Origin of the sequence: Streptomyces katrae, from assembly GCF_002028425.1 — a bacterium.
Classification (GTDB): Bacteria; Actinomycetota; Actinomycetes; order Streptomycetales; family Streptomycetaceae; genus Streptomyces; species Streptomyces katrae_A.
Genome location: NZ_CP020042.1, coordinates 1,139,269 through 1,161,679, shown reverse-complemented (window position 1 = coordinate 1,161,679; position 22,411 = coordinate 1,139,269). Strand labels below are relative to the sequence as shown.

The following is a 22,411-nucleotide window of genomic DNA, read 5'->3' as shown; positions in this document are numbered from 1 at the left end:
TGGCTAGAACCTCTCCGGGTACACAAGGGCGAGGACGAGGTATCCGAGCAGGGAGACGGCCACGACGAGGCCGACGATGTTTTCGGCGGTCACAGCTTGGTCACCCCCCGGGCGATGAGAGCCACCAGCGCGAACACCGCGATCGTGGTGACGACGAAGGCCAGATCGGCCACCGTGAGCTCCTGGGTTGATGGGGAAGAAATGAAATCGGCCAGCTGGCCGATGACGAGATAACCGCGTCTTCAGCCCGGCGTTAAGACGCCTTGACGGGGCCCATACGGGCGCACGGGAAGTCTTAACGCCACCCATACGGGAAGCGCCGGAAAAGGCGGCCGGCCAAGGCGGCCGGAAAAGGCCTGGTCAGCCCTGGTGGTGGGCCAGGCCGGCCGTATCCAGCGCGGAGCCGGCCTGTGCGGCCAGCGCGACGGCCACCAGGCGGTCCTGCTCCGGGGGCAGCGGGCCGGGGAGGGGATCCAGCAGGAAGCGGCCGTAGTAGTGCCCGCCGCCGACGACGCGCAACTCGCTCTCGCCGTCCGGCCAGTCGGCGTACTCGGTCACCCGGCCCGGGCGGTGCCGCCAGAGACCGCCGTCATGCTCGAGGCGCGGCAGGTTTCCCATCAGGGTTCCGTATGCGAAACGGCAGCCGCGCAGCCCCAGCAGGCCGACGAGTTCCCGTCGCACGTACTCGACCACCGCCTCTGGCGAACCGCCGTCCTCGGTGAGCCGGGCGGCTCCCTGGAGGCTCGCCAGACGGGCGGCGTCGGTGATCACGGTCCTCTGGAGCCGCCGTGTGCGTACCGCCGCCTGCGAGACGATCAGGCCGACGGCGAGCAGCAGGCCCGCCGTCTCGAAGTCGCCGCGGCCGGCGATCAGGAACCGTTGATAGGGCGCGGTGAGGAAGAAGTCGAACCAGGCGGCCGCCGACAGCGCGGCCACCGCTCCGGCGACACGCGTACCGATGGCGGCCACCGCGACCACCGCGACGACGAGGACCAGCGCCGCGTTCGTTGCCGAAAGATCCGTGCGGACGGGAACGAGCGCGAGCGCCACGAGGAAGGGGGCCACGAGGGCCGCGAGCAGGGCGGCAGTGTCGTGAAGTCGATACCCGGACATCTGATGCCTCCTGTCCGGACACGAGGGGAGAGCAAGGGCGACGACGTGCCGCCTCTGTCAACACTGCCCCCGCCGGAGGGACGGCGACCCCCCCGCGGCCAGGTCTTGACGCACCTCATACGGCTGCCCCGCCCCGGCGTCAAAGTCGCGTGAAGACCGCAGCGGCGGCCGTATGGAAAGCGCCAAGAACACTGGAAATCCGGCCACGGCATTCCGACGCTGTCCCCAGTTTGTCCAACGGAGGAACAGCGAAAGATGTCCATAGACATGGGAAAGCCGAGCACGGCAGGACAGGCCCCCGGCACGGAGGAGCCCCCTGATACCGGCGAACGGGCGACCGCCGCGGGCGACCGCCACCGGCTGACCGCCCTGCAGGGCCTGGCCGCCCTGTCGCTGGACGCGATGGCGTCCGTGGCGTACGGGCCGGAGTCGATCGTGCTGGTCCTGGCCGCGGCGGGTGCCTACGGCTTGGGCTTCACCCTCCCCGTCACCCTCGCGATCGCCGCCCTGCTGGCGGTGCTGGTGGCCTCCTACCGGCAGGTCATCGCCGCCTTCCCGGACGGCGGCGGTTCGTACGCCGTGGCCAGGAAGCACCTCGGCCGGCGTACGAGCCTGGTCGCCGCCGCCTCGCTGATCCTGGACTACGTCCTGAACGTGGCCGTGTCCGTCACGGCAGGCGTCGCCGCCCTGACCTCGGCCTTCCCGGGACTGTACGGGGAGCGGGTGTGGATCTGCCTGGGCATCCTGGTGCTGGTCACCGCCGTGAACCTGCGCGGGGTCGTGGAATCCGCCAAGGCGTTCCTCGTGCCCACCGCCGTGTTCGTCGGGTCGATCCTCGCGATGGTCGTCGTGGGACTCCTGCGCGACGGCCCCGTCAGCACCGCCTCCGCTGCCGGACACGCCTCCGCCCTCGGCGAGGGCGCGACCACCGTGGGCGCGCTCCTGCTGCTGAAGGCCTTCGCCGCCGGCTGCTCTGCACTGACGGGCGTCGAGGCCGTCGCCAACGCCGTACCGTCCTTCCGGGCTCCGGCCGCCCGCCGCGCCCAGCGCACCGAGGTCGCTCTCGGCGCGCTCCTGGGCGTGATGCTGATCGGCCTGTCGATCCTCATCGGCCGCTTCCACCTCCAGCCGGTCGAGGGCGTGACCGTACTCGCCCAGCTCGCGGACGCCTCCTTCGGGCACAACATCGCTTTCTACGTGGTCCAGTTCGCCACGATGGTGCTGCTCGCGCTCGCCGCGAACACCTCCTTCGGCGGTCTGCCGGCGCTGATGAGCCTGCTGGCCCGCGACCACCACCTGCCGCACGTCTTCGCGCTCAAGGCCGACCGTCAGGTCCACCGGCACGGCGTACTCGCCCTGGCCGTCGTGTCCGCCATCCTCCTGCTGTGCTCCGGCGGCGACACCAACACCCTGGTCCCTCTCTTCGCGATCGGCGTCTTCGTCGGCTTCACCATCTGCCAGGTCGGCATGGTCCGCCACTGGTTCGGGGAGCGGCCGCGCGGCTGGCAGGCGAAGGCGGCGCTCAACGGCTCCGGCGCCCTGCTGACCGGAGTCTCGGCCGTCGTCGTCACCGCCACCAAGTTCACCGAGGGCGCCTGGCTGATCGTCGTGGCGCTTCCGCTGCTCGTCCTCGGCTTCGAGAAGATCCACCGCGCGTACACCGAGATCGGTGAACGCCTGGAGCTCGGCCGGATTCCGCAGGCCCCTCGGCGTGCCCGCTCCGTGGTCGTGGTCCCCGTCTCCGGCCTGTCCCGCCTGACCAGCCAGGCCCTCACCGCCGCCGGCTCGCTCGGCGACGAAGTCCTCGCCGTGACCGTCACCCACCCGGCCCCCGAGGACCGGCGGGCAGCCGAAGCCCTCAGGCGGGACTGGGAGTTGTGGAAGCCCGGGGTCGAGCTGATCGAGGTCTCCTCGGAAACGCGCTCGCTCGGCCGCCCCCTTTCGTCGTACGTGCGGAAGCTGGCCCAGACCCACCCGGACGCCCAGGTGACCGTCCTGATCCCGGAGACCGAACCGGCCCGTCTGTGGCAGCGGCTGCTCCAGAACCAGCGCGGCTCCGTCGTCGCCCATGCGGTCCGCCGCGACACGGACGCCGTGATCTGCCGACTCCGCTTCCGCATCACCGCCGACCCGCGCTGACCTGCGCCGACCTGCGCCGACCTGCGCCGATCCGGCGTTGACGCACCTCGGACGGCGGCTTGACGCCCTCTTGCGCGCCGCCGTCAGGAAGGTCGCGAACTGGTCAGGAAACCGGTGTTGTTCGCCGTCGCCGTGGGATCCGCGCCGGGATCTCGCCCGCCCTGCCGGGCCGCACTCGTGAGCTCACCGCGGCCCGCACCCACCGGATGATCCGGATCTGCGAACGCCAGGGCGTCCCCGTCCTCGGCGACCGCGCCTACACGGGCTATTGGTGCACGAGGGCGGTGAACGAGGGTCGGTGCAGGGCCTCGGCGAGTGATGTGCGCCAGTGCGGGAGTACGGGCAGGCCCGCCGCGGCCCAGCGGGCGTGGCCGAGGACGCTGAAGGCGGGCCGGCGGGCAGGGCGCGGGAATGCCGCCGATGCGGTCGGGCGGATGCGGTCCGGATCGAGTCCGCTGAGTTCGTATGCCGCGCGGGCCAGGCCGTACCAGGTGGTGTGGCCGGTCGCGGTGCAGTGGTAGACCCCGGGCGGGGCCTTGTCGGCGTGGCCGAGCATCACCAGGAGACCAGCCAGATCGTGCGTCCAAGTTGGCTGCCCGTACTGGTCGTTGACGACGTCGACGGTGCTCCTGCGGGCGGCCAGGCCGAGCATGGTAGCGACGAAGTTTTGGCCGTGCTCGCCGTACAGCCAGGCGGTGCGCACGATGTAGCCGGTATCGGGGAGGATTTCGGCAACGGCCCGTTCGCCGACCAGTTTGCTGCGGCCGTACGCGTTGACCGGACCGGTCGGGGTCGACTCGGAATACGGCTCGGTGCCGTCCCCCGGCAGGACGTAGTCGGTGGAGACATGCAGGAGTCGAGCGCCGCTGTCCCGGCAGGCATGAGCCAGGTGGCGGACGCCTGTTCCGTTGACGGCGGTGGCGGTGGCCTCGGCGGCCTCGGCGCCGTCGACGTCCGTCCAGGCGGCGCAGTTGATCACCACGTCGTGGCCGGAGACTGCGGTGCGGACGGCCTCCGGGTCGGTGATGTCAAGGGCGGCGCGATCGAGCGCGGTGACTTGCCCGTCTGCCAGCAGGGTCCGCACGTCGCGGCCGAGCATCCCGCCGGAGCCGGTGACCAGCCAGCGGGTCACGTCAGTGCCGCCCGGCTCTTCAGCGGCTCCCACCAGGCACGGTTCTCGCGATACCAGTTGACGGTCGCGGCCAGGCCGTCCGCGAAGGAGATCTGCGGCCGGTAGCCCAACTCTTGTTGGATCTTGGTGATGTCGAGGGAGTAGCGCCGGTCGTGTCCCTTTCGGTCGGGCACCTCCCGGACCATGTCCCAGCCGTGTCCGGTTGCCTCGAGCAGCATGCCGGTGAGCTCCTTGTTCGTGATCTCGCTTCCGCCGCCGATGTGGTAGACCTCGCCGGCCCGGCCGCCGCGGAGCACCAGTTCGATGGCGTGGCAGTGGTCGGAGACGTGCAGCCAGTCGCGGACGTTGCCGCCGTCCCCGTACAGCGGCACCTTCTTCCCCTCGAGCAGGTGCGTGGTGAAGAGGGGGATGACCTTCTCCGGGAACTGGTGGGACCCGTAGTTGTTGGAGCAGCGGGTCACCACGACGTCCAGGCCGTGCGTGCGGTGGCAGGCGAGTGCCAGCAGGTCGGAGCCGGCTTTTGACGCGGAGTACGGCGAGTTGGGGGCGAGCGGCGACTCCTCCGTCCATGAGCCCTTGCCGATCGAGCCGTACACCTCGTCGGTGGAGACGTGCACGAACCGGCCGACGCCGTGCTTGCGGGCGGCATCCAGCAGCACCTGGGTGCCGGTGACGTTGGTCCGTACGAACGCTGCCGCGCCATCGATCGAGCGGTCGACGTGGGACTCGGCGGCGAAGTGGACCACCGCGTCGTGGCCCGGCATCACGGCGTCCACCGTCTCCACGTCGCAGATGTCACCGCGCACGCAGGCGTACCCGGGATGGTGAGCCACCGGCGCGAGGTTTTCCCCGACGCCCGAATAGGTGAAGTTGTCCAGGACGGTGATTCTGCTCTCGGAGTCCGCATTCAGCACGGAGCGGACGAACTCGGAACCGATAAACCCGGCGCCGCCGGTAACCAGGATGCGCATAGTGGGCAGATTCTAGCGCCACTCGGCATATGGCCGAATCGGCCATCAAAGTCATACGCTGTCGCCATGCGAGGCATTCTGTTGGCCGGTGGCACTGGTTCCCGCTTGTGGCCGCTTACTCGATCGGTATCCAAACAACTGCTGCCGGTCTTCGATAAACCGATGATTTACTATCCTATTTCTACCCTGGTCATGGCCGGCATCAGTGAAATCCTGATCGTCACCACGGCCGGCGACCAGCCCCAGTTCCGCCGCCTGCTCGGCGACGGCAGCCAATGGGGCCTCCGCCTTGAATACGCGGTGCAGGTACGCCCGGAGGGCATCGCGCAAGCCCTCGTGCTCGGTGCGGATTTCATCGGGGACGGCCCTGTCGCCCTGATCCTGGGCGACAACATCTTCCACGGCAGCGGCCTCGGCACCAGGCTCGCCCAGCACTCCGACATGAAGGGCGGCAGGGTGTTCGCCTACCCCGTCGCCGACCCGTCGGCGTACGGGGTGGTGGAGTTCGACGAGCTGGGCCAGGTGCTGAGCATCGAGGAGAAGCCGGCCCGTCCGAAATCCAGGTACGCGGTGCCCGGACTGTACTTCTACGACAACCGGGCGGTGGAGATCGCCCAAGGCCTTCGCCCCAGCGCTCGTGGGGAGTTGGAGATCACGGAGGTCAACCGGGCCTATCTGGACACCGGCGAGCTCTACGTCACCCCCCTCGACCGGGGCACGGCCTGGCTGGACACCGGGACCTTCGCCTCGATGGTCCAGGCCTCGGAGTTCGTCCGGGTGATCGAGGAGCGGCAGGGCCTCAAAGTCGGCTGCGTCGAAGAGACGGTCTGGCGGTCCGGACTCGTCGGCGACTCCCAACTGCGCCTGCTGGCAGAACCGCTGCTCCACAGCGGCTACGGCCAGTACCTTCTCGGGCTGCTCGAGGAGGGTGTGCGGTGAAAATCCGCGAGTTGACGATCGCCGGCGCGTTCGAGATCGTCCCGCAGGTGCACGGCGACCAGCGCGGGCTGTTCACCGAGTGGTACCGCTTCGACCGGCTGGCGGAGGCGGTGGGCAGGCCGCTATCACTGGCCCAGGCCAATCTTTCGGTGTCCGCCAAGGGCGTGGTGCGCGGCATCCACTTCGCCGACGTGCCACCCGGGCAGGCCAAGTACGTCACCTGCGTGCGCGGTGCGGTGTGGGACGTGGTGGTCGACCTGAGGGTCGGCTCGCCCACCTTCGGCCGTTGGGAGGGCATCCGGCTGGACGACATCGAGCGTCGGGCGGTCTGTCTCCCCGAGGGGCTGGGCCATGGCTTCTGCGCGCTCACCGACGACGCGACCCTGACGTACCTGTGCTCGACGACGTACCGGCCGACCGCCGAGCACGCGGTCCATCCGCTCGATCCCGACCTGGGCATCGAGTGGCCGGCCGACGCACCGCTGCTCTCCGCCCGGGACGCGGCGGCACCGTCGTGGGCCGAGGCGGTGGTGGGGGGGATGCTGCCGTCGTACGACGTATGCCTGGCGGAGGGCATCTATTCTTGCCGTCCGCCCCGGACAGACCTCAGGAGCGAAGGACGAGCAGCCCGAATGCCGGACCGTACGCCAATTGAATGAAGTGCGGCGACATTCGCTGTCAACCGTCGGTGGGGAATCGGGTCCCGGCACACTGCTGCTGGCACGACTGCGCAACAGCTTGGGCGCTCATTCATGCCGTCCGACGTGATGGTGTGGCATGCCTATGTGACCCGTCACCCCCCTCGGCGTATCGGTTTTCAGCCTGCGGGAAGGTTCCGACATGAAGCGTCAGTCACTTCGCAGATCGTGGATCCGGGCCGTCACTACGCTCGCGGCGTCGGGAACTCTTGGATTGCTTGTCAATCTCGGTTCGTCAACGGCCGCTCCAGCCAACGCGACAGCTACGTCCGTCGATTACTCCATCGGTGTGCCAGGCCCGAACGGTGCTCTGAGTGCCGACTTCGAGCCCCGCCCACCGCGGAGGGCCGATGACGACGGTGGTCACGGTGGCGACGGTGGTCATGGTGGCGACGGTGGTCACGGTGACGATGGTGGTCATGGTGGTCATGGTGGCGACGGTGATCACGGTGGCCATGGTGGCGACGGTGGTCACGGTGGCGACGGTGATCAGGGTGGCCATGGTGATCAGGGTGGCCATGGTGACGACGGTGGCCACGGGGACGAACCAGGCGGGCATGGGACGGGCAATGGCAAGCCTCATGAGCACCCGAGCCCGCACCCCGGTCCCCAGGGCCCCCAAGGCCCCCAAGGCACGCAGGGCCCCCAGGGCACGCAGGGCACCCAGGGCTTCCAAGGCACGCAGGGATTCCAGGGCACGCAGGGCAGTCAGGGCACCGGGTCCCAGGGCTCCCAAGGCAGTCAGGGCTCCCAGGGCAGTCAGGGTTCTCAGGGCACCGGGTCCCAGGGCAACCAGGGTGTGGCAGGCCCGCAGGGAAGTCAGGGCAGTCAGGGCGGTCTTGGGGCGCAGGGCAGTCAGGGAGGCGCCGGTCCGCAGGGAAGTCAGGGGGCCGCCGGAAGCCAGGGCAGCCAAGGAAACCAGGGCGGTCTCGGGGCGCAGGGCAACCAGGGCGGTACCGGAGCCCAGGGCAGTCAGGGCAGCCAGGGTGGTACCGGTGCCCAGGGCAGTCAGGGCGGTCTTGGGGCGCAGGGCAGTCAGGGTGACGCCGGTCCGCAGGGAAGTCAGGGGACTGCCGGAAGCCAGGGCAGCCAAGGAAACCAGGGCGGTGCCGGGGCGCAGGGCAACCAGGGCGGTACCGGGACCCAGGGCAGTCAGGGCAGCCAGGGTGGTACCGGTGCCCAGGGCAGTCAGGGCGGTCTTGGGGCGCAGGGCAGTCAGGGTGACGCGGGCCCGCAGGGAAGTCAGGGGACTGCCGGAAGCCAGGGCAGCCAGGGCAGCCAGGGCGGTGCCGGGGCGCAGGGCAACCAGGGCGGTACCGGGACCCAGGGCAGTCAGGGCAGCCAGGGTGGTACCGGTGCCCAGGGCAGTCAGGGCGGTCTTGGGGCGCAGGGCAGTCAGGGTGACGCCGGCCCGCAGGGTAGCCAGGGGACCGCCGGAAGCCAGGGCAGCCAGGGCAGCCAGGGCGGTCTCGGCGCGCAGGGCAACCAGGGCGGTACGGGCTCGCAGGGCAGTCAGGGAGACGCCGGCCCGCAGGGAGGTTCGGGCAGTCAGGGCGGTCTTGGGGCGCAGGGCAGTCAGGGAGGCGCCGGTCCGCAGGGAAGTCAGGGGACCGCCGGAAGCCAGGGCAGCCAAGGAAACCAGGGCGGTCTCGGCGCGCAGGGCAACCAGGGCGGTACCGGAGCCCAGGGCAGTCAGGGCAGCCAGGGTGGTACCGGTGCCCAGGGCAGTCAGGGCGGTCTCGGGGCGCAGGGCAGTCAGGGTGACGCCGGCCCGCAGGGAAGTCAGGGGACCGCCGGAAGCCAGGGCAGCCAAGGAAACCAGGGCGGTGCCGGGGCGCAGGGCAACCAGGGCGGTACCGGAGCCCAGGGCAGTCAGGGCGATGCTGGGGCGCAGGGAGGTTCGGGCAGTCAGGGCGGTCTCGGGGCGCAGGGCAGTCAGGGTGATGCCGGTCCGCAGGGTAGCCAGGGGACCGCCGGAATCCAGGGTAGCCAGGGCGGCCAGGGCGGTGCCGGGGCGCAGGGCAACCAGGGCGGTACCGGAGCCCAGGGCAGTCAGGGCGATGCCGGCCCGCAGGGAGGTTCGGGCAGTCAGGGCGGTCTCGGGGCGCAGGGCAGTCAGGGTGACGCCGGCCCGCAGGGTAGCCAGGGGACCGCCGGAGCCCAGGGTAGCCAGGGCGGTCAGGGCGGTGCCGGGGCGCAGGGCAACCAGGGCAGTACGGGCTCGCAGGGCAGTCAGGGAGACGCCGGCCCGCAGGGAAATCAGGGCAATCAGGGCGGGGTCGGAACCCAGGGAAGCCAAGGCGGTCAGGGTTTTCAGGGCGACGCCGGCACGCCAGGATCTCAGGGCGTCCCTGGCACCCAGGGTGGTCCCGGTGTCCAGGGTGGCGCCGGTGTTCAGGGTGCCCAGGGCGGTATCGGCCCGCAGGGTTTCCAGGGTGCGCAGGGCAGTCCGGGTGGTTCGGGAGCCGGCCCGCAGGGCAGTCAGGGCAGCCCCGGCACCCAGGGATTCCAGGGCAGCCAAGGCAGCCAGGGAGTCCAGGGCAACACCGGCGCCCAAGGGGACCAGGGCAGCCAGGGCTTCCAGGGCAGCCAGGGGTTCCAAGGGGGCGCCGGAGTCCAGGGCAGTCAGGGCGACACCGGTCCGCAGGGAAGCCAGGGCGGTATCGGTCCACAGGGCGGCGAAGGCAGTCAGGGCGATGTCGGCAGCCAGGGCAGCCAGGGCGGTCCGGGTGTGCAGGGCAGTCAGGGTGATGCGGGGGCGCAGGGAAGTCAGGGCAGTCAGGGCGACGAGGGCGCGCAGGGCAGTCAGGGTGGTCCGGGTGCGCAGGGCAGTCAGGGCGATGCGGGGGCGCAGGGAAGTCAGGGCGGCCAGGGTGGTACGGGCGCCCAGGGCAGCCAGGGCGGTCCCGGTGTGCAGGGCAGTCAGGGTGACGCGGGGGCGCAGGGAAGTCAGGGCAGTCAGGGCGATGTAGGCAGCCAGGGCAGCCAGGGCGGTCCCGGAGCGCAGGGCAGCCAGGGCGACGCCGGGGCGCAGGGAAGTCAGGGCGGCCAAGGCGGTACGGGAGCCCAGGGCAGCCAGGGCGGTCCGGGTGTGCAGGGCAGTCAGGGTGATGCGGGGGCGCAGGGAAGTCAGGGCAGTCAGGGCGACGAGGGCGCGCAGGGCAGTCAGGGTGGTCCGGGTGCGCAGGGCAGTCAGGGCGATGCGGGGGCGCAGGGAAGTCAGGGCGGCCAGGGTGGTACGGGAGCCCAGGGCAGCCAGGGCGGTCCCGGTGTGCAGGGCAGCCAGGGTGACGCGGGAACGCAGGGAAGTCAGGGCAGTCAGGGCGATGTAGGCAGCCAGGGCAGCCAGGGCGGTCCCGGTGTGCAGGGCAGTCAGGGCGATGCCGGGGCGCAGGGAAGTCAGGGCGGCCAGGGTGGTACGGGAGCCCAGGGCAGCCAGGGCGGTCCCGGTGTGCAGGGCAGCCAGGGCGATGCGGGGGCGCAGGGAAGTCAGGGCAGTCAGGGCGACGAGGGCGCGCAGGGCAGCCAGGGCGGTCCGGGAGCGCAGGGCAGTCAGGGCGATGCCGGGGCGCAGGGAAGTCAGGGCGGCCAGGGCGGTACGGGAGCCCAGGGCAGCCAGGGCGGTCCGGGTGTGCAGGGCAGTCAGGGTGATGCGGGGGCGCAGGGAAGTCAGGGCAGTCAGGGCGACGAGGGCGCGCAGGGCAGTCAGGGTGGTCCGGGTGCGCAGGGCAGTCAGGGCGATGCGGGGGCGCAGGGAAGTCAGGGCGGCCAGGGTGGTACGGGAGCCCAGGGCAGCCAGGGCGGTCCCGGTGTGCAGGGCAGCCAGGGTGACGCGGGAACGCAGGGAAGTCAGGGCAGTCAGGGCGATGTAGGCAGCCAGGGCAGCCAGGGCGGTCCCGGTGTGCAGGGCAGCCAGGGCGATGCGGGGGCGCAGGGAAGCCAGGGCGGCGAGGGCGCGCAGGGCAGCCAAGGCTTCCAGGGCGGTCCCGGCAGCCAGGGCAGCCAGGGCGGTCCAGGACCGCAGGGCAGCCAGGGCACCGAAGGCGGCACCGGCAGCCAGGGCAGCCAGGGCAGTCTCGGGGCGCAGGGCAACCAGGGCGGTACCGGAGCCCAGGGCAGCCAGGGCATTCAGGGTGGCACCGGAGCTCAGGGAAGTCAGGGTGGTTCCGGCAGTCAGGGCAGTCAGGGGGCGCAGGGCGACATGGGCACGCCGGGGTCTCAGGGCGTCGCTGGCAGCCAGGGTGGTCCCGGTGTCCAGGGTGGCGCCGGTGTGCAGGGTGCTCAGGGTGGTATCGGTCCGCAGGGTTTCCAGGGTGCGCAGGGTAGTCCGGGTGGTTCGGGAGCCGGCCCGCAGGGCAGTCAGGGCAGCCCCGGCGCCCAGGGTTTCCAGGGCAGTCAGGGCAGTCAGGGTGAAACTGGTGTCCAGGGGTTCCAGGGCAGTCAGGGTTCCCAGGGCAGCCAGGGGTTCCAGGGAGGGGCCGGCGTCCAGGGTAGCCAGGGGGAAGTCGGCAGCCAGGGCAGCCAGGGCGATATCGGCCCGCAGGGCAGCCAGGGCAGCCAGGGCGACGCCGGAGTCCAAGGTGGCCAGGGCGATATGGGGACGCAGGGTTTCCAGGGGAGCCAGGGCGGTGCCGGGCCGCAGGGCAGCCAGGGCGACGCCGGAGCCCAGGGCAGCCAGGGCACACAAGGCGACGCCGGAGCCCAGGGCACCCAGGGCGGTACCGGGCCGCAGGGCAGCCAGGGCGGTGCCGGAGTCCAGGGCAGCCAGGGTGATGCGGGGGCGCAGGGAAGTCAGGGCAGCCAGGGCACCGCCGGTGCTCAGGGCAGCCAGGGCAGTACGGGCAGCCAGGGAAGTCAGGGCAGTCAGGGCGACGAGGGCGCGCAGGGCAGCCAGGGTGGTGTCGGGCCGCAGGGTAGCCAGGGCGGTGCCGGAGTTCAGGGAAGCCAGGGCGATATCGGCCCGCAGGGAAGTCAGGGCAGCCAGGGCACCGCCGGTGCTCAGGGCAGCCAGGGCAGTGCAGGCAGCCAGGGAAGTCAGGGCAGTCAGGGCGACGAGGGCGCGCAGGGCAGCCAGGGTGGTGTCGGGCCGCAGGGTAGCCAGGGCGGTGCCGGAGTTCAGGGAAGCCAGGGTGATGCGGGGGCGCAGGGAAGTCAGGGCAGCCAGGGCACCGCTGGCGCGCAGGGCAGCCAGGGCAGTGCAGGCAGCCAGGGAAGCCAGGGCACACAAGGCGACGCCGGAGCCCAGGGCAGCCAGGGTGGTACCGGGCCGCAGGGCAGCCAGGGCGGTGCCGGAGTCCAGGGCAGCCAGGGCGATATCGGCCCGCAGGGCAATCAGGGCAGCCAGGGCACCGCCGGCGCGCAGGGCAGCCAGGGCAGTGCAGGCAGCCAGGGAAGCCAGGGCAGCCAGGGCGACGAGGGCGCGCAGGGCAGCCAGGGTGGTGTCGGGCCGCAGGGCAGCCAGGGCGGTGCCGGAGTCCAGGGCAGCCAGGGTGACGCGGGAACGCAGGGAAGTCAGGGCAGCCAGGGCACCGCCGGTGCTCAGGGCAGCCAGGGCAGTGCAGGCAGCCAGGGAAGCCAGGGCAGTCAGGGCGACGAGGGCGCGCAGGGCAGCCAGGGTGGTGTCGGGCCGCAGGGTAGCCAGGGCGGTGCCGGAGTTCAGGGAAGCCAGGGTGATGCGGGGGCGCAGGGAAGTCAGGGCAGCCAGGGCACCGCTGGCGCGCAGGGCAGCCAGGGCAGTGCAGGCAGCCAGGGAAGCCAGGGCACACAAGGCGACGCCGGAGCCCAGGGCAGCCAGGGTGGTACCGGGCCGCAGGGCAGCCAGGGCGGTGCCGGAGTCCAGGGCAGCCAGGGCGATATCGGCCCGCAGGGCAATCAGGGCAGCCAGGGCACCGCCGGCGCGCAGGGCAGCCAGGGCAGTGCAGGCAGCCAGGGAAGCCAGGGCAGCCAGGGCGACGAGGGCGCGCAGGGCAGCCAGGGTGGTGTCGGGCCGCAGGGCAGCCAGGGCGGTGCCGGAGTCCAGGGCAGCCAGGGTGACGCGGGAACGCAGGGAAGTCAGGGCAGCCAGGGCACCGCTGGCGCTCAGGGCAGCCAGGGCAGTACAGGCAGCCAGGGAAGCCAGGGCACACAAGGCGACGCCGGAGCCCAGGGCAGCCAGGGGTTCCAGGGCGACACCGGTGCGCAAGGAACCCAGGGCAGTCAGGGGTTCCAGGGCGACACCGGTGCGCAAGGAACCCAGGGAATCGGAACCCAGGGGAGCCAGGGCGGTACCGGGGCCCAGGGCAGCCAGGGCATTCAGGGTGGCACCGGAGCTCAGGGAAGTCAGGGTGGTTCCGGCAGTCAGGGCAGTCAGGGGGCGCAGGGCGACATGGGCACGCCGGGGTCTCAGGGCGTCGCTGGCAGCCAGGGTGGTCCCGGTGTCCAGGGTGGCGCCGGTGTTCAGGGTGCTCAGGGTGGTATCGGTCCGCAGGGTTTCCAGGGTGCGCAGGGCAGTCCGGGTGGTTCGGGAGCCGGCCCGCAGGGCAGTCAGGGCAGCCCCGGCGCCCAGGGTTTCCAGGGCAGTCAGGGCAGTCAGGGCGAAACTGGTGTCCAGGGGTTCCAGGGCAGTCAGGGTTCCCAGGGCAGCCAGGGGTTCCAGGGTGGAGCCGGCGTCCAGGGCAGCCAGGGGGAAGTCGGCAGCCAGGGAAGCCAGGGCGATATCGGCCCGCAGGGCAGCCAGGGCAGCCAGGGCGACGCCGGAGTCCAAGGCAGTCAAGGGTTCCAGGGCGACACCGGCACACAAGGCACACAAGGCAGCCAGGGTTTCCAGGGCGACACCGGCGCACAGGGCAGCCAGGGCAGCCAGGGCACGCAGGGTTTCCAGGGTTTCCAGGGCGGTACTGGTGCCCAGGGTGGCCAAGGGGCTGTGGGCGCGCAGGGCGTTCAGGGCAGCACCGGTGCGCAGGGCAGTCAGGGCGGTGTAGGCGCGCAGGGTGCGCAGGGCAATCAGGGCTCGCAGGGTGACACCGGCGCGCAGGGCTCCCAGGGGGCGCAGGGTTTCCAGGGTTTCCAGGGCGGTACTGGTGCCCAGGGTGGCCAAGGGGCTGTAGGCGCGCAAGGCGTCCAGGGCAGCACCGGTGCGCAGGGCAGTCAGGGCGGCGTTGGCGCGCAGGGTGCGCAGGGCAATCAGGGCTCGCAGGGTGACACCGGCGCGCAGGGCAGCCAGGGGGCGCAGGGTTTCCAGGGTTTCCAGGGCGGTACTGGTGCCCAGGGTGGCCAAGGGGCTGTGGGCGCGCAGGGCGTTCAGGGCACCGCCGGTGCGCAGGGCAGTCAGGGCGGCGTTGGCGCGCAGGGCGCGCAGGGCAATCAGGGCTCGCAGGGTGACACCGGAGCGCAGGGCTCCCAGGGGGCGCAGGGTTTCCAGGGTTTCCAGGGCGGTACCGGTGCCCAGGGTGCCCAAGGGGCTGTGGGCGCGCAAGGCGTTCAGGGCACCGCCGGTGCGCAGGGCAGTCAGGGCGGCGTTGGCGCGCAGGGCAATCAGGGCAATCAGGGCTCGCAGGGTGACACCGGAGCCCAGGGCACCCAAGGCAGCCAGGGTTTCCAGGGTTTCCAGGGCGGTACCGGTGCCCAGGGTGCCCAAGGGGCTGTAGGCGCGCAAGGCGTTCAGGGCACCGCCGGTGCGCAGGGCAGTCAGGGCGGCGTTGGCGCGCAGGGCGCGCAGGGCAATCAGGGCTCGCAGGGTGACACCGGAGCCCAGGGCACCCAAGGCAGCCAGGGTTTCCAGGGTTTCCAGGGCGGTACCGGTGCCCAGGGTGCCCAAGGGGCTGTAGGCGCGCAAGGCGTTCAGGGCACCGCCGGTGCGCAGGGCAGTCAGGGCGGCGTTGGCGCGCAGGGCGCGCAGGGCAATCAGGGCTCGCAGGGTGACACCGGAGCCCAGGGCACCCAAGGCAGCCAGGGTTTCCAGGGTTTCCAGGGCGGTACCGGTGCCCAGGGCACCCAGGGAGCTGTGGGCGCGCAGGGCGTTCAGGGCAGCACCGGCGCGCAAGGCAGCCAAGGCAATGTCGGCGCGCAGGGCGCGCAGGGCAATCAGGGCTCCCAGGGTGACACCGGAGCCCAGGGCACCCAAGGCAGCCAGGGTTTCCAGGGTTTCCAGGGCGGTACCGGTGCCCAGGGCACCCAGGGAGCTGTGGGCGCGCAGGGCGTTCAGGGCAGCACCGGCGCGCAAGGCAGCCAAGGCAACGTCGGCGCGCAGGGCGCGCAGGGGTTCCAGGGCTTCCAGGGCGGCACCGGAGCCCAGGGCACCCAAGGCACGCAGGGTTTCCAGGGTTTCCAGGGCGGTACCGGTGCCCAGGGCACCCAAGGAGCTGTGGGCGCGCAAGGCGTTCAGGGCAGCACCGGCGCGCAAGGCAGCCAGGGCAACGTCGGTCCGCAGGGCGCGCAGGGTTTCCAGGGCGGTGCCGGTGCCCAGGGAAGTCAGGGCGGCCCCGGTGCGCAGGGCACTCAGGGATTCCAAGGCACTCAGGGATTCCAAGGCAACCAGGGATTCCAAGGCAACCAGGGCGCGAGTCCCGGGGCGCAGAGCACGGTCGTCTCCAACAGCGGCACAGGCCAATCCACGGTCTTTTGCCCCGCTGGTACATTCGCCATCGGCGGCGGCTACCAGAGCACGTCGGTCGTTGGCCTCCAGATGCTCAGCAGCCGTCCTGTCGGGGGTTCCCCCGCTACTGGCTGGCAGGCCACCTCCAACGGCGTGGGCGCAGTCACCGTCTACGCGGTGTGCGCGCCGTGAACCCCCGCACCGTGAACTCTCCTGACCAGCCGGCCGGCGCACACGGCCGCACTGGTCAACGACGTCCGCGAGCATCGTCCGTGCAGCCGACGGTGCTTGCCCCTGCCGCCCGGCTCAGTCGCGTCACCGGATCGGCGAGGTAGACCCCTGTGAAAACGCGGATCGCACTGTGGACCGGACTCACCGCGGCAGTCGTGGTCGCCAATGTGGCCACCGGTTGGGTCCACCTGCTCACAGGGGACCCCAAGAGCACGTCTTCGACTGCGTCCGGGCCCGAGTCACCTGCGGCCAAGCGTGCCGCGCGGGCGGAGGCACTGCTCCAAGCAGGCATCAAACAGGGCGAGGCCAAGGATTTCCCCGGGGCGACGCATAGCTTCCGACAGGTCCTGGACCTGAACGTGAACCCCGCCGACAAACTCGCCTGGTACAACCTCGGCGTCATCGCCCAGCACGACAACAGGACAGCCGACGCACGCGCGGCTTACGACCACGCCCTCAAGATCGACCCGAATTTCGAATCGGCCCTCTACAACAAGGCGCTTCTGGTCGAGTCGAACCACCCCGACGAGGCCATCGCGATCCTGCGGCACATCGTGGGGGCCGACCCGAAGGCCGCCACGGCCCATCTGCACCTTGGACGGGCCCTGGCGAGGAAGGGCCGGGACAAAGAGGCCGGGGAAGCCTTCGGCCTCGCCGTCCGCGCCGACCCATCGCTTCTACAGTTCGTCCCGGAGGAGTTCCGGGATTCCGCGAGCGCAGCACTGACAGCCACTCAGGTAGGTACCACGGAATGACTTCTTCCCCGACCCCGAGGTTCTCCGTCTTCACCCCCAGCCACCGACCGCGTTTCCTGGACGAATGCCTCGCCACCCTGCAAGCGCAGACCTGCTCCGACTGGGAGTGGATCGTCCTCCTCAACAACGGCGCGCGATGGCGGCCGGAACGCCCCGACGACCGTGTCCGGCTGGAGGTCGCGGACGGCATCCGGGGGGTTGGAGCCGCCAAACGCCGTGCCTGCGAAGTGGCACGCGGCGAGATTCTCGTCGAGCTCGACCACGACGACCTGCTGGCGAAGGACTGCCTGGCGGAACTGGCGAAGGCCTTCGACGAACATCCCGACGCCGTCTTGGTCTACAGCCACACCGCTCAGATCACCGAGGACGGAAACCGGGACGACACGCGGTTCAACGAGGCGAACGGCTGGCAGTACGAGGAGGTGGACGTCGACGGTCGCCGTCTCCTGCAAGCGATCGCCATGGCGCCGACGCCGCACAACGTGTCTTACATCTGGTACGCCCCCAACCATGTGCGGGCGTTCCGCAGGGACACCTACGAGCAGGTCGGCGGGTACGACGCCACCCGCACGGTGCTGGACGACCAGGACTTGATGTGCCGTCTCTTCCAGGCCGGTGACTTCCACTGCATCCCGCGATGCCTGTACATGCAACGCATGCATCCCGACAACACCCAGCGCGACACCGAGATCAACGCGCACATTCAGCGCGAGACCGTCGCCCTGTACGACAAATACATCGAGTCCAACGCGCTCGCCTGGACCAAGCGGCGCGGGCTGCTCGCACTGGACCTCGGCGCCGCGCACCGCAAGCCGCCCGGCTACCTGGGAGTGGACCAGCACGCACGGGACGGAGTCGACATCATTGCCACGCTGCCCGCACCCCTGGACCTCCCGGACAACTCGGTCGGTCTGCTCAGGGCGGTGGACTTCCTGGAACACGTGCCCGCGAAGGTTCCACTGATCAATGAGCTGTACCGCCTGCTGGCACCTGGCGGCATGCTCCTCACCCTCACTCCCAGCTCCGACGGCCGGGGCGCCTACCAGGACCCGACACATGTCGCCTACTACAACGAGAACTCGTTCTGGTACTACACCGACAATCAGTACCGTGCCTTCGTACCGGAGATCCAGGCCCGGTTCCAGAACTCACGGCTGGTCACCTACTTCCCGACCGACTGGCACGCCCGGAACCAGATCTCTTACGTGGTGGCCAATCTGATCGCGATGAAGGAAGGCGCCGAACGCTGCGGCGGTCCCTTGCTGGTGTGACGCCCTGGGTGACGAGGTGCGTGCAGGGAACGCGGTCACCCTTCGGACTCGCCGCGTGAGCGCTGGCGAACCGAAGGGTGGCCGCCGGCTCAACTCGAACATCTCCGCGTTCGAAGTCTCAACCCAGAGGCATAGAAGCCGTGTTGGTTCCGGATTCTGCCGCACTCGACCTGCCTCATGCCCTGGTCGAGTGGGTCAGCATCACCCGTGAGGGTGACCGCCGTTGCAAGCTCCCGCCGCGTGCCCTGCGTGAGGCCGATCCGGACTACGTCCTTCGGTCCGAACAGGAAATACCGATATCCGCGTCAAGCGGGTCGCGTCAACGGCGCCTGACGGGCAAAAGCCCGGGTCAGGCGCCGTTTCTCGTGCTCCTAGAAGAAGCCGAGCTTCTTCGGCGAGTACGAGACGAGGAGATTCTTGGTCTGCTGGTAGTGCTCCAGCATCATCTTGTGGGTCTCGCGGCCGATGCCCGACTGCTTGTAGCCGCCGAAGGCGGCGTGTGCCGGGTAGGCGTGGTAGCAGTTCGTCCAGACGCGGCCCGCCTGGATCGCGCGGCCCGCGCGGTACGCGGTGTTGACGTCGCGGGTCCAGACGCCCGCGCCCAGGCCGTACGCCGTGTCGTTGGCGATGCGGACCGCGTCGTCGAAGTCCTCGAACGAGGTCACCGACACCACCGGCCCGAAGATCTCCTCCTGGAAGATCCGCATCCGGTTGTCTCCCTCGAAGATGGTCGGCTGGACGTAGAAGCCGCCCGCCAGGTCGCCGCCGTGGTCGATCCGGCCGCCGCCCGTGAGGATCTTCGCGCCCTCCCGCTGGCCTATCTCCACGTACGACAGGACCTTCCGCAGCTGCTCCTCCGAGGCCTGCGCGCCGATCATCGTCTCCGTGTCCAACGGGTGGCCCGGCACGATCAGTTCCGTGCGGGCCACCGCCGCGTCCAGGAAGTCGCCGTAGCGGCCGCGTTCGATCAGGGCGCGCGAGGGGCTCGTGCACACCTCGCCCTGGTTCAGCGCGAACATGGTGAAGCCCTCCAGGGCCTTGTCGCGCAGGTCGTCGTCCTTCGTCCAGATGTCGTCGAAGAAGAGGTTCGGGCTCTTGCCGCCCAGCTCCAGCGTCACCGGCTTCAGGTGTTCCGCCGCGTACTGCAGGATCAGCCGGCCCGTCGCCGTCTCCCCGGTGAACGCCACCTTCGCCACCCGCGGGCTCGACGCCAGCGGCTTGCCCGCCTCCTCGCCGAAGCCGTTGACGATGTTCACCACACCGGGCGGAAGCAGGTCCGAGACCAGGCTCAGCCAGTAGTGCACGGAGGCGGGGGTCTGCTCGGCCGGCTTGAGGACCACCGCGTTGCCCGCGGCCAGGGCCGGCGCGAGCTTCCACACCGCCATCAGGATCGGGAAGTTCCACGGGATGATCTGACCGACCACGCCCAGCGGCTCGTGGAAGTGGTAGGCGACCGTGTCCTCGTCCAGCTGGCTGAGCGAGCCCTCCTGGGCGCGCAGCGCCCCCGCGAAGTAGCGGAACTGGTCCACGGCCAGCGGGAGGTCGGCGGCGAGGGTCTCGCGGACCGGCTTGCCGTTCTCCCAGGTCTCCGCGACCGCCAGCGCCTCCAGGTTCTGCTCCATCCGGTCCGCGATGCGCAGCAGGACGCCCGCACGCTCCGCGGCGGACGTCCGGCCCCAGGCCGGGGCGGCCGCGTGCGCCGCGTCCAGGGCACGCTCCACGTCCTCCGCCGTACCGCGGGCGACCTCCGTGAAGGGCTGCCCGGTGACGGGGGAGGGGTTCTCGAAGTACCGGCCGCGCGCGGGCGGGACGTACGCACCGCCGATGTAGTGGTCGTAGCGCGACGCGTACGCCATCAGGGCGCCCTCGGTACCGGGTGCGGCGTAACGGCCCATGGTGGTCCTCCCCTTGCCGGGCGCCGGCCGCCGTCGGACAGCGCTCGGGAGGCAGGCTAGGAGCGGGCAGGTTGCGGGAACGTTGCACACCCCGCGCCCCGCTCCGGTCCGAGCCCCGCGCCCAGCTCCGCGTCGAGGGACCGTACACGGGCCAGCGCGGCCGGCCGGTCCCGTGGCGGCAGCGCCGCGGCCAGCGCCCGCCACACCGCCGGGTCCTCCGCGCCCCACGGGCTGCACACCCAGTCCGACAGCAGCCCCACGTCCGCCCGGGCGATCACCGCCGCCCGCGCCTGGTCCTCGAGCCGCCGCCGCAGCCGGGCGATCCCCGGCGCCGAGGAGGACGGCAGCAGCGGGCCCGGATAGCGCGTGAGGGCGGCCGAGACGGCGCCCGCCGCCAAGTGCCGGGTCACGGCGGCGAAGTCCGCCTCCAGCGGGACGGCCGTGCGGTACGGGCGCGAGAGCAGGCTCCCGGTACCCAGGACGGCCCGCAGCCGGGACATCTCGGCCCGCAGGGTCACCGCCGCCACCGACTCCTCCTCGTACAGGGCGTAGGCCAGCTCGTCCCCCGTCAGCCCCTCCGGGTGCTGCGCCAGCAGGGCCAGGATCTCGCTGTGCCGCCGCCCCAGGGCGATCCTCCGGCCGCCGAGCACCAGCAGCGCCTCGTCCCGGCCGAGGGCGGTGAGCGTGTCGGGGGCCGCCGCGTCCGGCGCGGGCGCCAGCAGGGCCAGCTGGGCCTCGGCGGCGCGGGCCACCGCCTGTACGAAGGCCAGCGAGTGCGGGTGGGCCAGCCCGTCGCCGCCGGTGATGTCCACCGCGCCCAGCACCCGGCCGGTACGCGGGTCCCGGACCGGGGCCGCCGCGCAGGTCCACGGGTGCACGCGGCGGCTGAAGTGCTCGGCGCCGAAGACCTGGACGGGTTCCCCCAGCGCGACCGCCGTACCGGGGGCGTTGGTTCCCATGGCCGTCTCCGCCCAGCGCGAGCCCGGTACGAAGCCCAGCCCCTCGGCCCGGCGCAGGGTGGCGGGCTCGCCCTCCACCCACAGCAGCCCGCCCCGCGCGTCGCACACGGCCAGCAGGTGCGCCCCGTGCGCCGCGAACGCCCCCACCAGGTCACGGAACAGCGGCATCACCCGGGCCAGCGGGTGGCGCTCCCGGTAGGCCAGCAGCTCCGGCTCCGGCCGGTCCAGCCGGGGCGCGCACTCGGGGCTGACCCGGGCTCGTGCGCAGCGCCGCCAGGATTTCGCGATCACCGTCCGCACCGGCGGCTCGACCCGGCCGTCCCGGGTGAAGGCCTCGTGCGCCCGCCGTAGGACGCGCGTCCGCTCGACGGGATCGGCCCCGCCCGGCAGCGCCAACGACGGATCGCCCATGTCACCCTCCCGAAGACCGTGGAGCCGTGGAGCCGTGGAGCCGTGGAGCCGTGGAGCCGTGGAGCCGTGGAGCCGTGGTACGCGGAGCGCACCCATCGTGGTGCGGGGCCCCGGTCCCGGCAAGGGTCGCGTCGGCCAGTTCGCCCCGGAACCCGGCCGGGAACGCACCGCCGCCCCGGCGCGTTGTGCCAGTAGTGAGTCGACGCAGGAGGAGGTGTCCGCGGATGTCGAGGAGCGGAAGGACCGCGGTCGTCGCGGTCGCGGCGGCGGTCGTGCTGTTCTGGCTGTTCGGCTTCTGGCCGGCGCTCGCGGTCCTGATCGGGGTCCCGGTGCTGGCCTACCTGCTCCTGGACCCCTCCCAGAGGCGTCGGGTGCGGGGCATGTCGAGGAAGAGGATCGGCCGCTGACAGCGGCAGGGGGGAGCAAGGAGATGAACGACACCACCACGGCGCAGGTCGCGGCGGTCAGCAGCAACGGCGAGTACTCCTTCACGAAGCCGAACCGGGAGAGCATCACCCTGCTCACCGGTCTCGGAGTCGAGGGAGACGTGCACGCGGGGGTCACGGTCAAGCACCGCTCGCGCGTGGCCCAGGACCCGACGCAGCCCAACCTCCGGCAGGTGCACCTGATCCACCGGGAGCTCTTCGACGAGGTCGCCCGGGCCGGCTTCAGCGTCGCGCCCGGTCAGCTCGGGGAGAACGTCACCACCGAGGGCATAGACCTCCTGGCCCTGCCGAAGGGCACCCTGCTGGGCATCGGCGAGCGGGCGGTCGTCGAGGTGACGGGGCTGCGCAACCCGTGCCCGCAGATCAACGCCTTCCAGGACGGACTCCTCAAGCAGGTCGTCGGCCGGGACCAGGAGGGCAGGGTGGTCCGCAAGGCGGGGATCATGGGCGTGGTCCAGCAGGGCGGCAGGGTCCGCCCCGGCGACTCCATCAAGGTCACCCTCCCGCCGCTGCCGCACATACCGCTCGACCGCGTCTGAGCGGACAGGCACGCCCGAGCGGCCCGGCCCGGCAGCGGTCGCGTCAGTAGCAGTCGCGCATCAGGGCCGTCCCCCAGCCGGCTGGTGGACCTCGCCCCGCGGGCCGAACTCCTCCATGTACGGCTTGAGGTCGGGCACCGGGGTGCCGTCCACGGCGTCCAGGCCCTCGACGTGCACGTCCAGCCCCTCGACCGTCACCACCCGGCACCGCGAGACGCCGAGCCGGTTGGGCCGGTTCTTCCCGCGCTGGGCGAAGATGCCGACCAGCGGCCAGTCCCGGTTCCCCCGGGGGTGCCGGGCACCGGTCTCGATCTTCTCCACCGGCACCCGGTCGAAGTGG

The 22,411-nt window shown here is 71.4% G+C and carries 14 protein-coding genes and 3 pseudogenes; 9 read left to right on the top strand and 8 right to left on the bottom strand.

Going from position 1 to position 22,411, the window contains the following annotated elements; all coding sequences use genetic code 11:
• Window positions 1–3: 3 nt before the first annotated feature.
• Window positions 4–93, bottom strand: coding sequence for a K(+)-transporting ATPase subunit F (kdpF, locus tag B4U46_RS05290; protein WP_063789431.1), 90 nt, complete (start codon window positions 91–93; stop codon window positions 4–6).
• 267 nt (window positions 94–360) lie between these two features.
• Window positions 361–1,113, bottom strand: coding sequence for a DUF4118 domain-containing protein (locus B4U46_RS05285; protein WP_079424505.1), 753 nt, complete (start codon window positions 1,111–1,113; stop codon window positions 361–363).
• A gap of 255 nt (window positions 1,114–1,368) precedes the next feature.
• Here B4U46_RS05285 and B4U46_RS05280 point away from each other — a divergent pair, with 255 nt between their 5' ends.
• Together B4U46_RS05280 and B4U46_RS36325 are read left to right on the top strand one after the other, a co-directional pair.
• The gene (locus B4U46_RS05280) at window positions 1,369–3,252 is read left to right on the top strand and encodes an APC family permease (protein ID WP_079424503.1); all 1,884 of its coding nucleotides are present in this window, start codon (window positions 1,369–1,371) and stop codon (window positions 3,250–3,252) included.
• Between the two features lie 149 nt (window positions 3,253–3,401).
• Window positions 3,402–3,519 (top strand): annotated as a pseudogene (locus B4U46_RS36325) (IS5/IS1182 family transposase); the annotation flags it as partial.
• Here the strand turns inward: B4U46_RS36325 and rfbD are convergent.
• Window positions 3,518–4,384, bottom strand: coding sequence for a dTDP-4-dehydrorhamnose reductase (gene rfbD, locus B4U46_RS05275; RefSeq protein ID WP_079424501.1), 867 nt, complete (start codon window positions 4,382–4,384; stop codon window positions 3,518–3,520). The pseudogene B4U46_RS36325 and the gene rfbD overlap by 2 nt on opposite strands.
• Window positions 4,381–5,355 carry a dTDP-glucose 4,6-dehydratase gene (gene rfbB, locus B4U46_RS05270; RefSeq protein ID WP_079424499.1) on the bottom strand — a complete coding sequence of 325 codons (975 nt, stop codon included), beginning with the start codon at window positions 5,353–5,355 and terminating at the stop codon, window positions 4,381–4,383. Before rfbB ends, rfbD begins: the two co-directional genes overlap by 4 nt.
• A 66-nt stretch (window positions 5,356–5,421) precedes the next feature.
• Here rfbB and rfbA point away from each other — a divergent pair, with 66 nt between their 5' ends.
• Complete coding sequence (gene rfbA / locus B4U46_RS05265) at window positions 5,422–6,294, top strand: glucose-1-phosphate thymidylyltransferase RfbA (RefSeq protein ID WP_079424498.1); 873 nt, start codon at window positions 5,422–5,424, stop codon at window positions 6,292–6,294.
• Between the two features lie 2 nt (window positions 6,295–6,296).
• Entirely contained in the window at window positions 6,297–6,953 is a 657-nt protein-coding gene (gene rfbC, locus B4U46_RS05260) for a dTDP-4-dehydrorhamnose 3,5-epimerase (RefSeq protein ID WP_199848474.1), read from the top strand.
• 274 nt (window positions 6,954–7,227) lie between these two features.
• On the opposite strand, the gene B4U46_RS37900 is transcribed toward rfbC, so the two are convergent.
• A complete protein-coding gene (locus B4U46_RS37900) occupies window positions 7,228–15,480 on the bottom strand; it encodes a beta strand repeat-containing protein (protein WP_079424494.1) in 8,253 nt (2,750 codons plus the stop codon).
• 425 nt (window positions 15,481–15,905) lie between these two features.
• On the opposite strand from B4U46_RS37900, the gene B4U46_RS05250 reads away from it, so the two are divergent.
• The 3 genes and pseudogenes from B4U46_RS05250 to B4U46_RS36295 all read left to right on the top strand — a co-directional run.
• On the top strand, window positions 15,906–16,550 hold the full coding sequence (locus B4U46_RS05250) for a tetratricopeptide repeat protein (RefSeq protein WP_079424493.1): 645 nt from the start codon (window positions 15,906–15,908) through the stop codon (window positions 16,548–16,550).
• Window positions 16,547–17,821: a glycosyltransferase gene (locus B4U46_RS05245; RefSeq protein ID WP_079424491.1), complete on the top strand. Its 1,275-nt coding sequence runs from the start codon at window positions 16,547–16,549 to the stop codon at window positions 17,819–17,821. Before B4U46_RS05250 ends, B4U46_RS05245 begins: the two co-directional genes overlap by 4 nt.
• A gap of 143 nt (window positions 17,822–17,964) precedes the next feature.
• Window positions 17,965–18,060: pseudogene (locus tag B4U46_RS36295) on the top strand (IS5/IS1182 family transposase); the annotation flags it as partial.
• 132 nt (window positions 18,061–18,192) lie between these two features.
• Here the strand turns inward: B4U46_RS36295 and B4U46_RS05240 are convergent.
• Together B4U46_RS05240 and B4U46_RS05235 are read right to left on the bottom strand one after the other, a co-directional pair.
• Complete coding sequence (locus tag B4U46_RS05240; protein ID WP_079424489.1) at window positions 18,193–19,716, bottom strand: aldehyde dehydrogenase family protein; 1,524 nt, start codon at window positions 19,714–19,716, stop codon at window positions 18,193–18,195.
• A 56-nt stretch (window positions 19,717–19,772) separates the two neighbouring features.
• Window positions 19,773–21,086 carry a GAF domain-containing protein gene (locus tag B4U46_RS05235; protein ID WP_079424488.1) on the bottom strand — a complete coding sequence of 438 codons (1,314 nt, stop codon included), beginning with the start codon at window positions 21,084–21,086 and terminating at the stop codon, window positions 19,773–19,775.
• A 224-nt stretch (window positions 21,087–21,310) separates the two neighbouring features.
• Here B4U46_RS05235 and B4U46_RS05230 point away from each other — a divergent pair, with 224 nt between their 5' ends.
• Window positions 21,311–21,493, top strand: a complete 183-nt coding sequence (locus B4U46_RS05230; protein ID WP_079424486.1) for a hypothetical protein — start codon at window positions 21,311–21,313, stop codon at window positions 21,491–21,493.
• Window positions 21,494–21,516: 23 nt separating this feature from the next.
• Window positions 21,517–22,071 (top strand): MOSC domain-containing protein, encoded by a 555-nt coding sequence (locus B4U46_RS05225; protein WP_079424485.1) that lies wholly within the window; start codon window positions 21,517–21,519, stop codon window positions 22,069–22,071.
• Window positions 22,072–22,114: 43 nt separating this feature from the next.
• Here the strand turns inward: B4U46_RS05225 and B4U46_RS05220 are convergent.
• Window positions 22,115–22,410: pseudogene (locus tag B4U46_RS05220) on the bottom strand (TrmO family methyltransferase domain-containing protein); the annotation flags it as partial.
• Between the last annotated feature and the right edge of the window lies 1 nt (window position 22,411).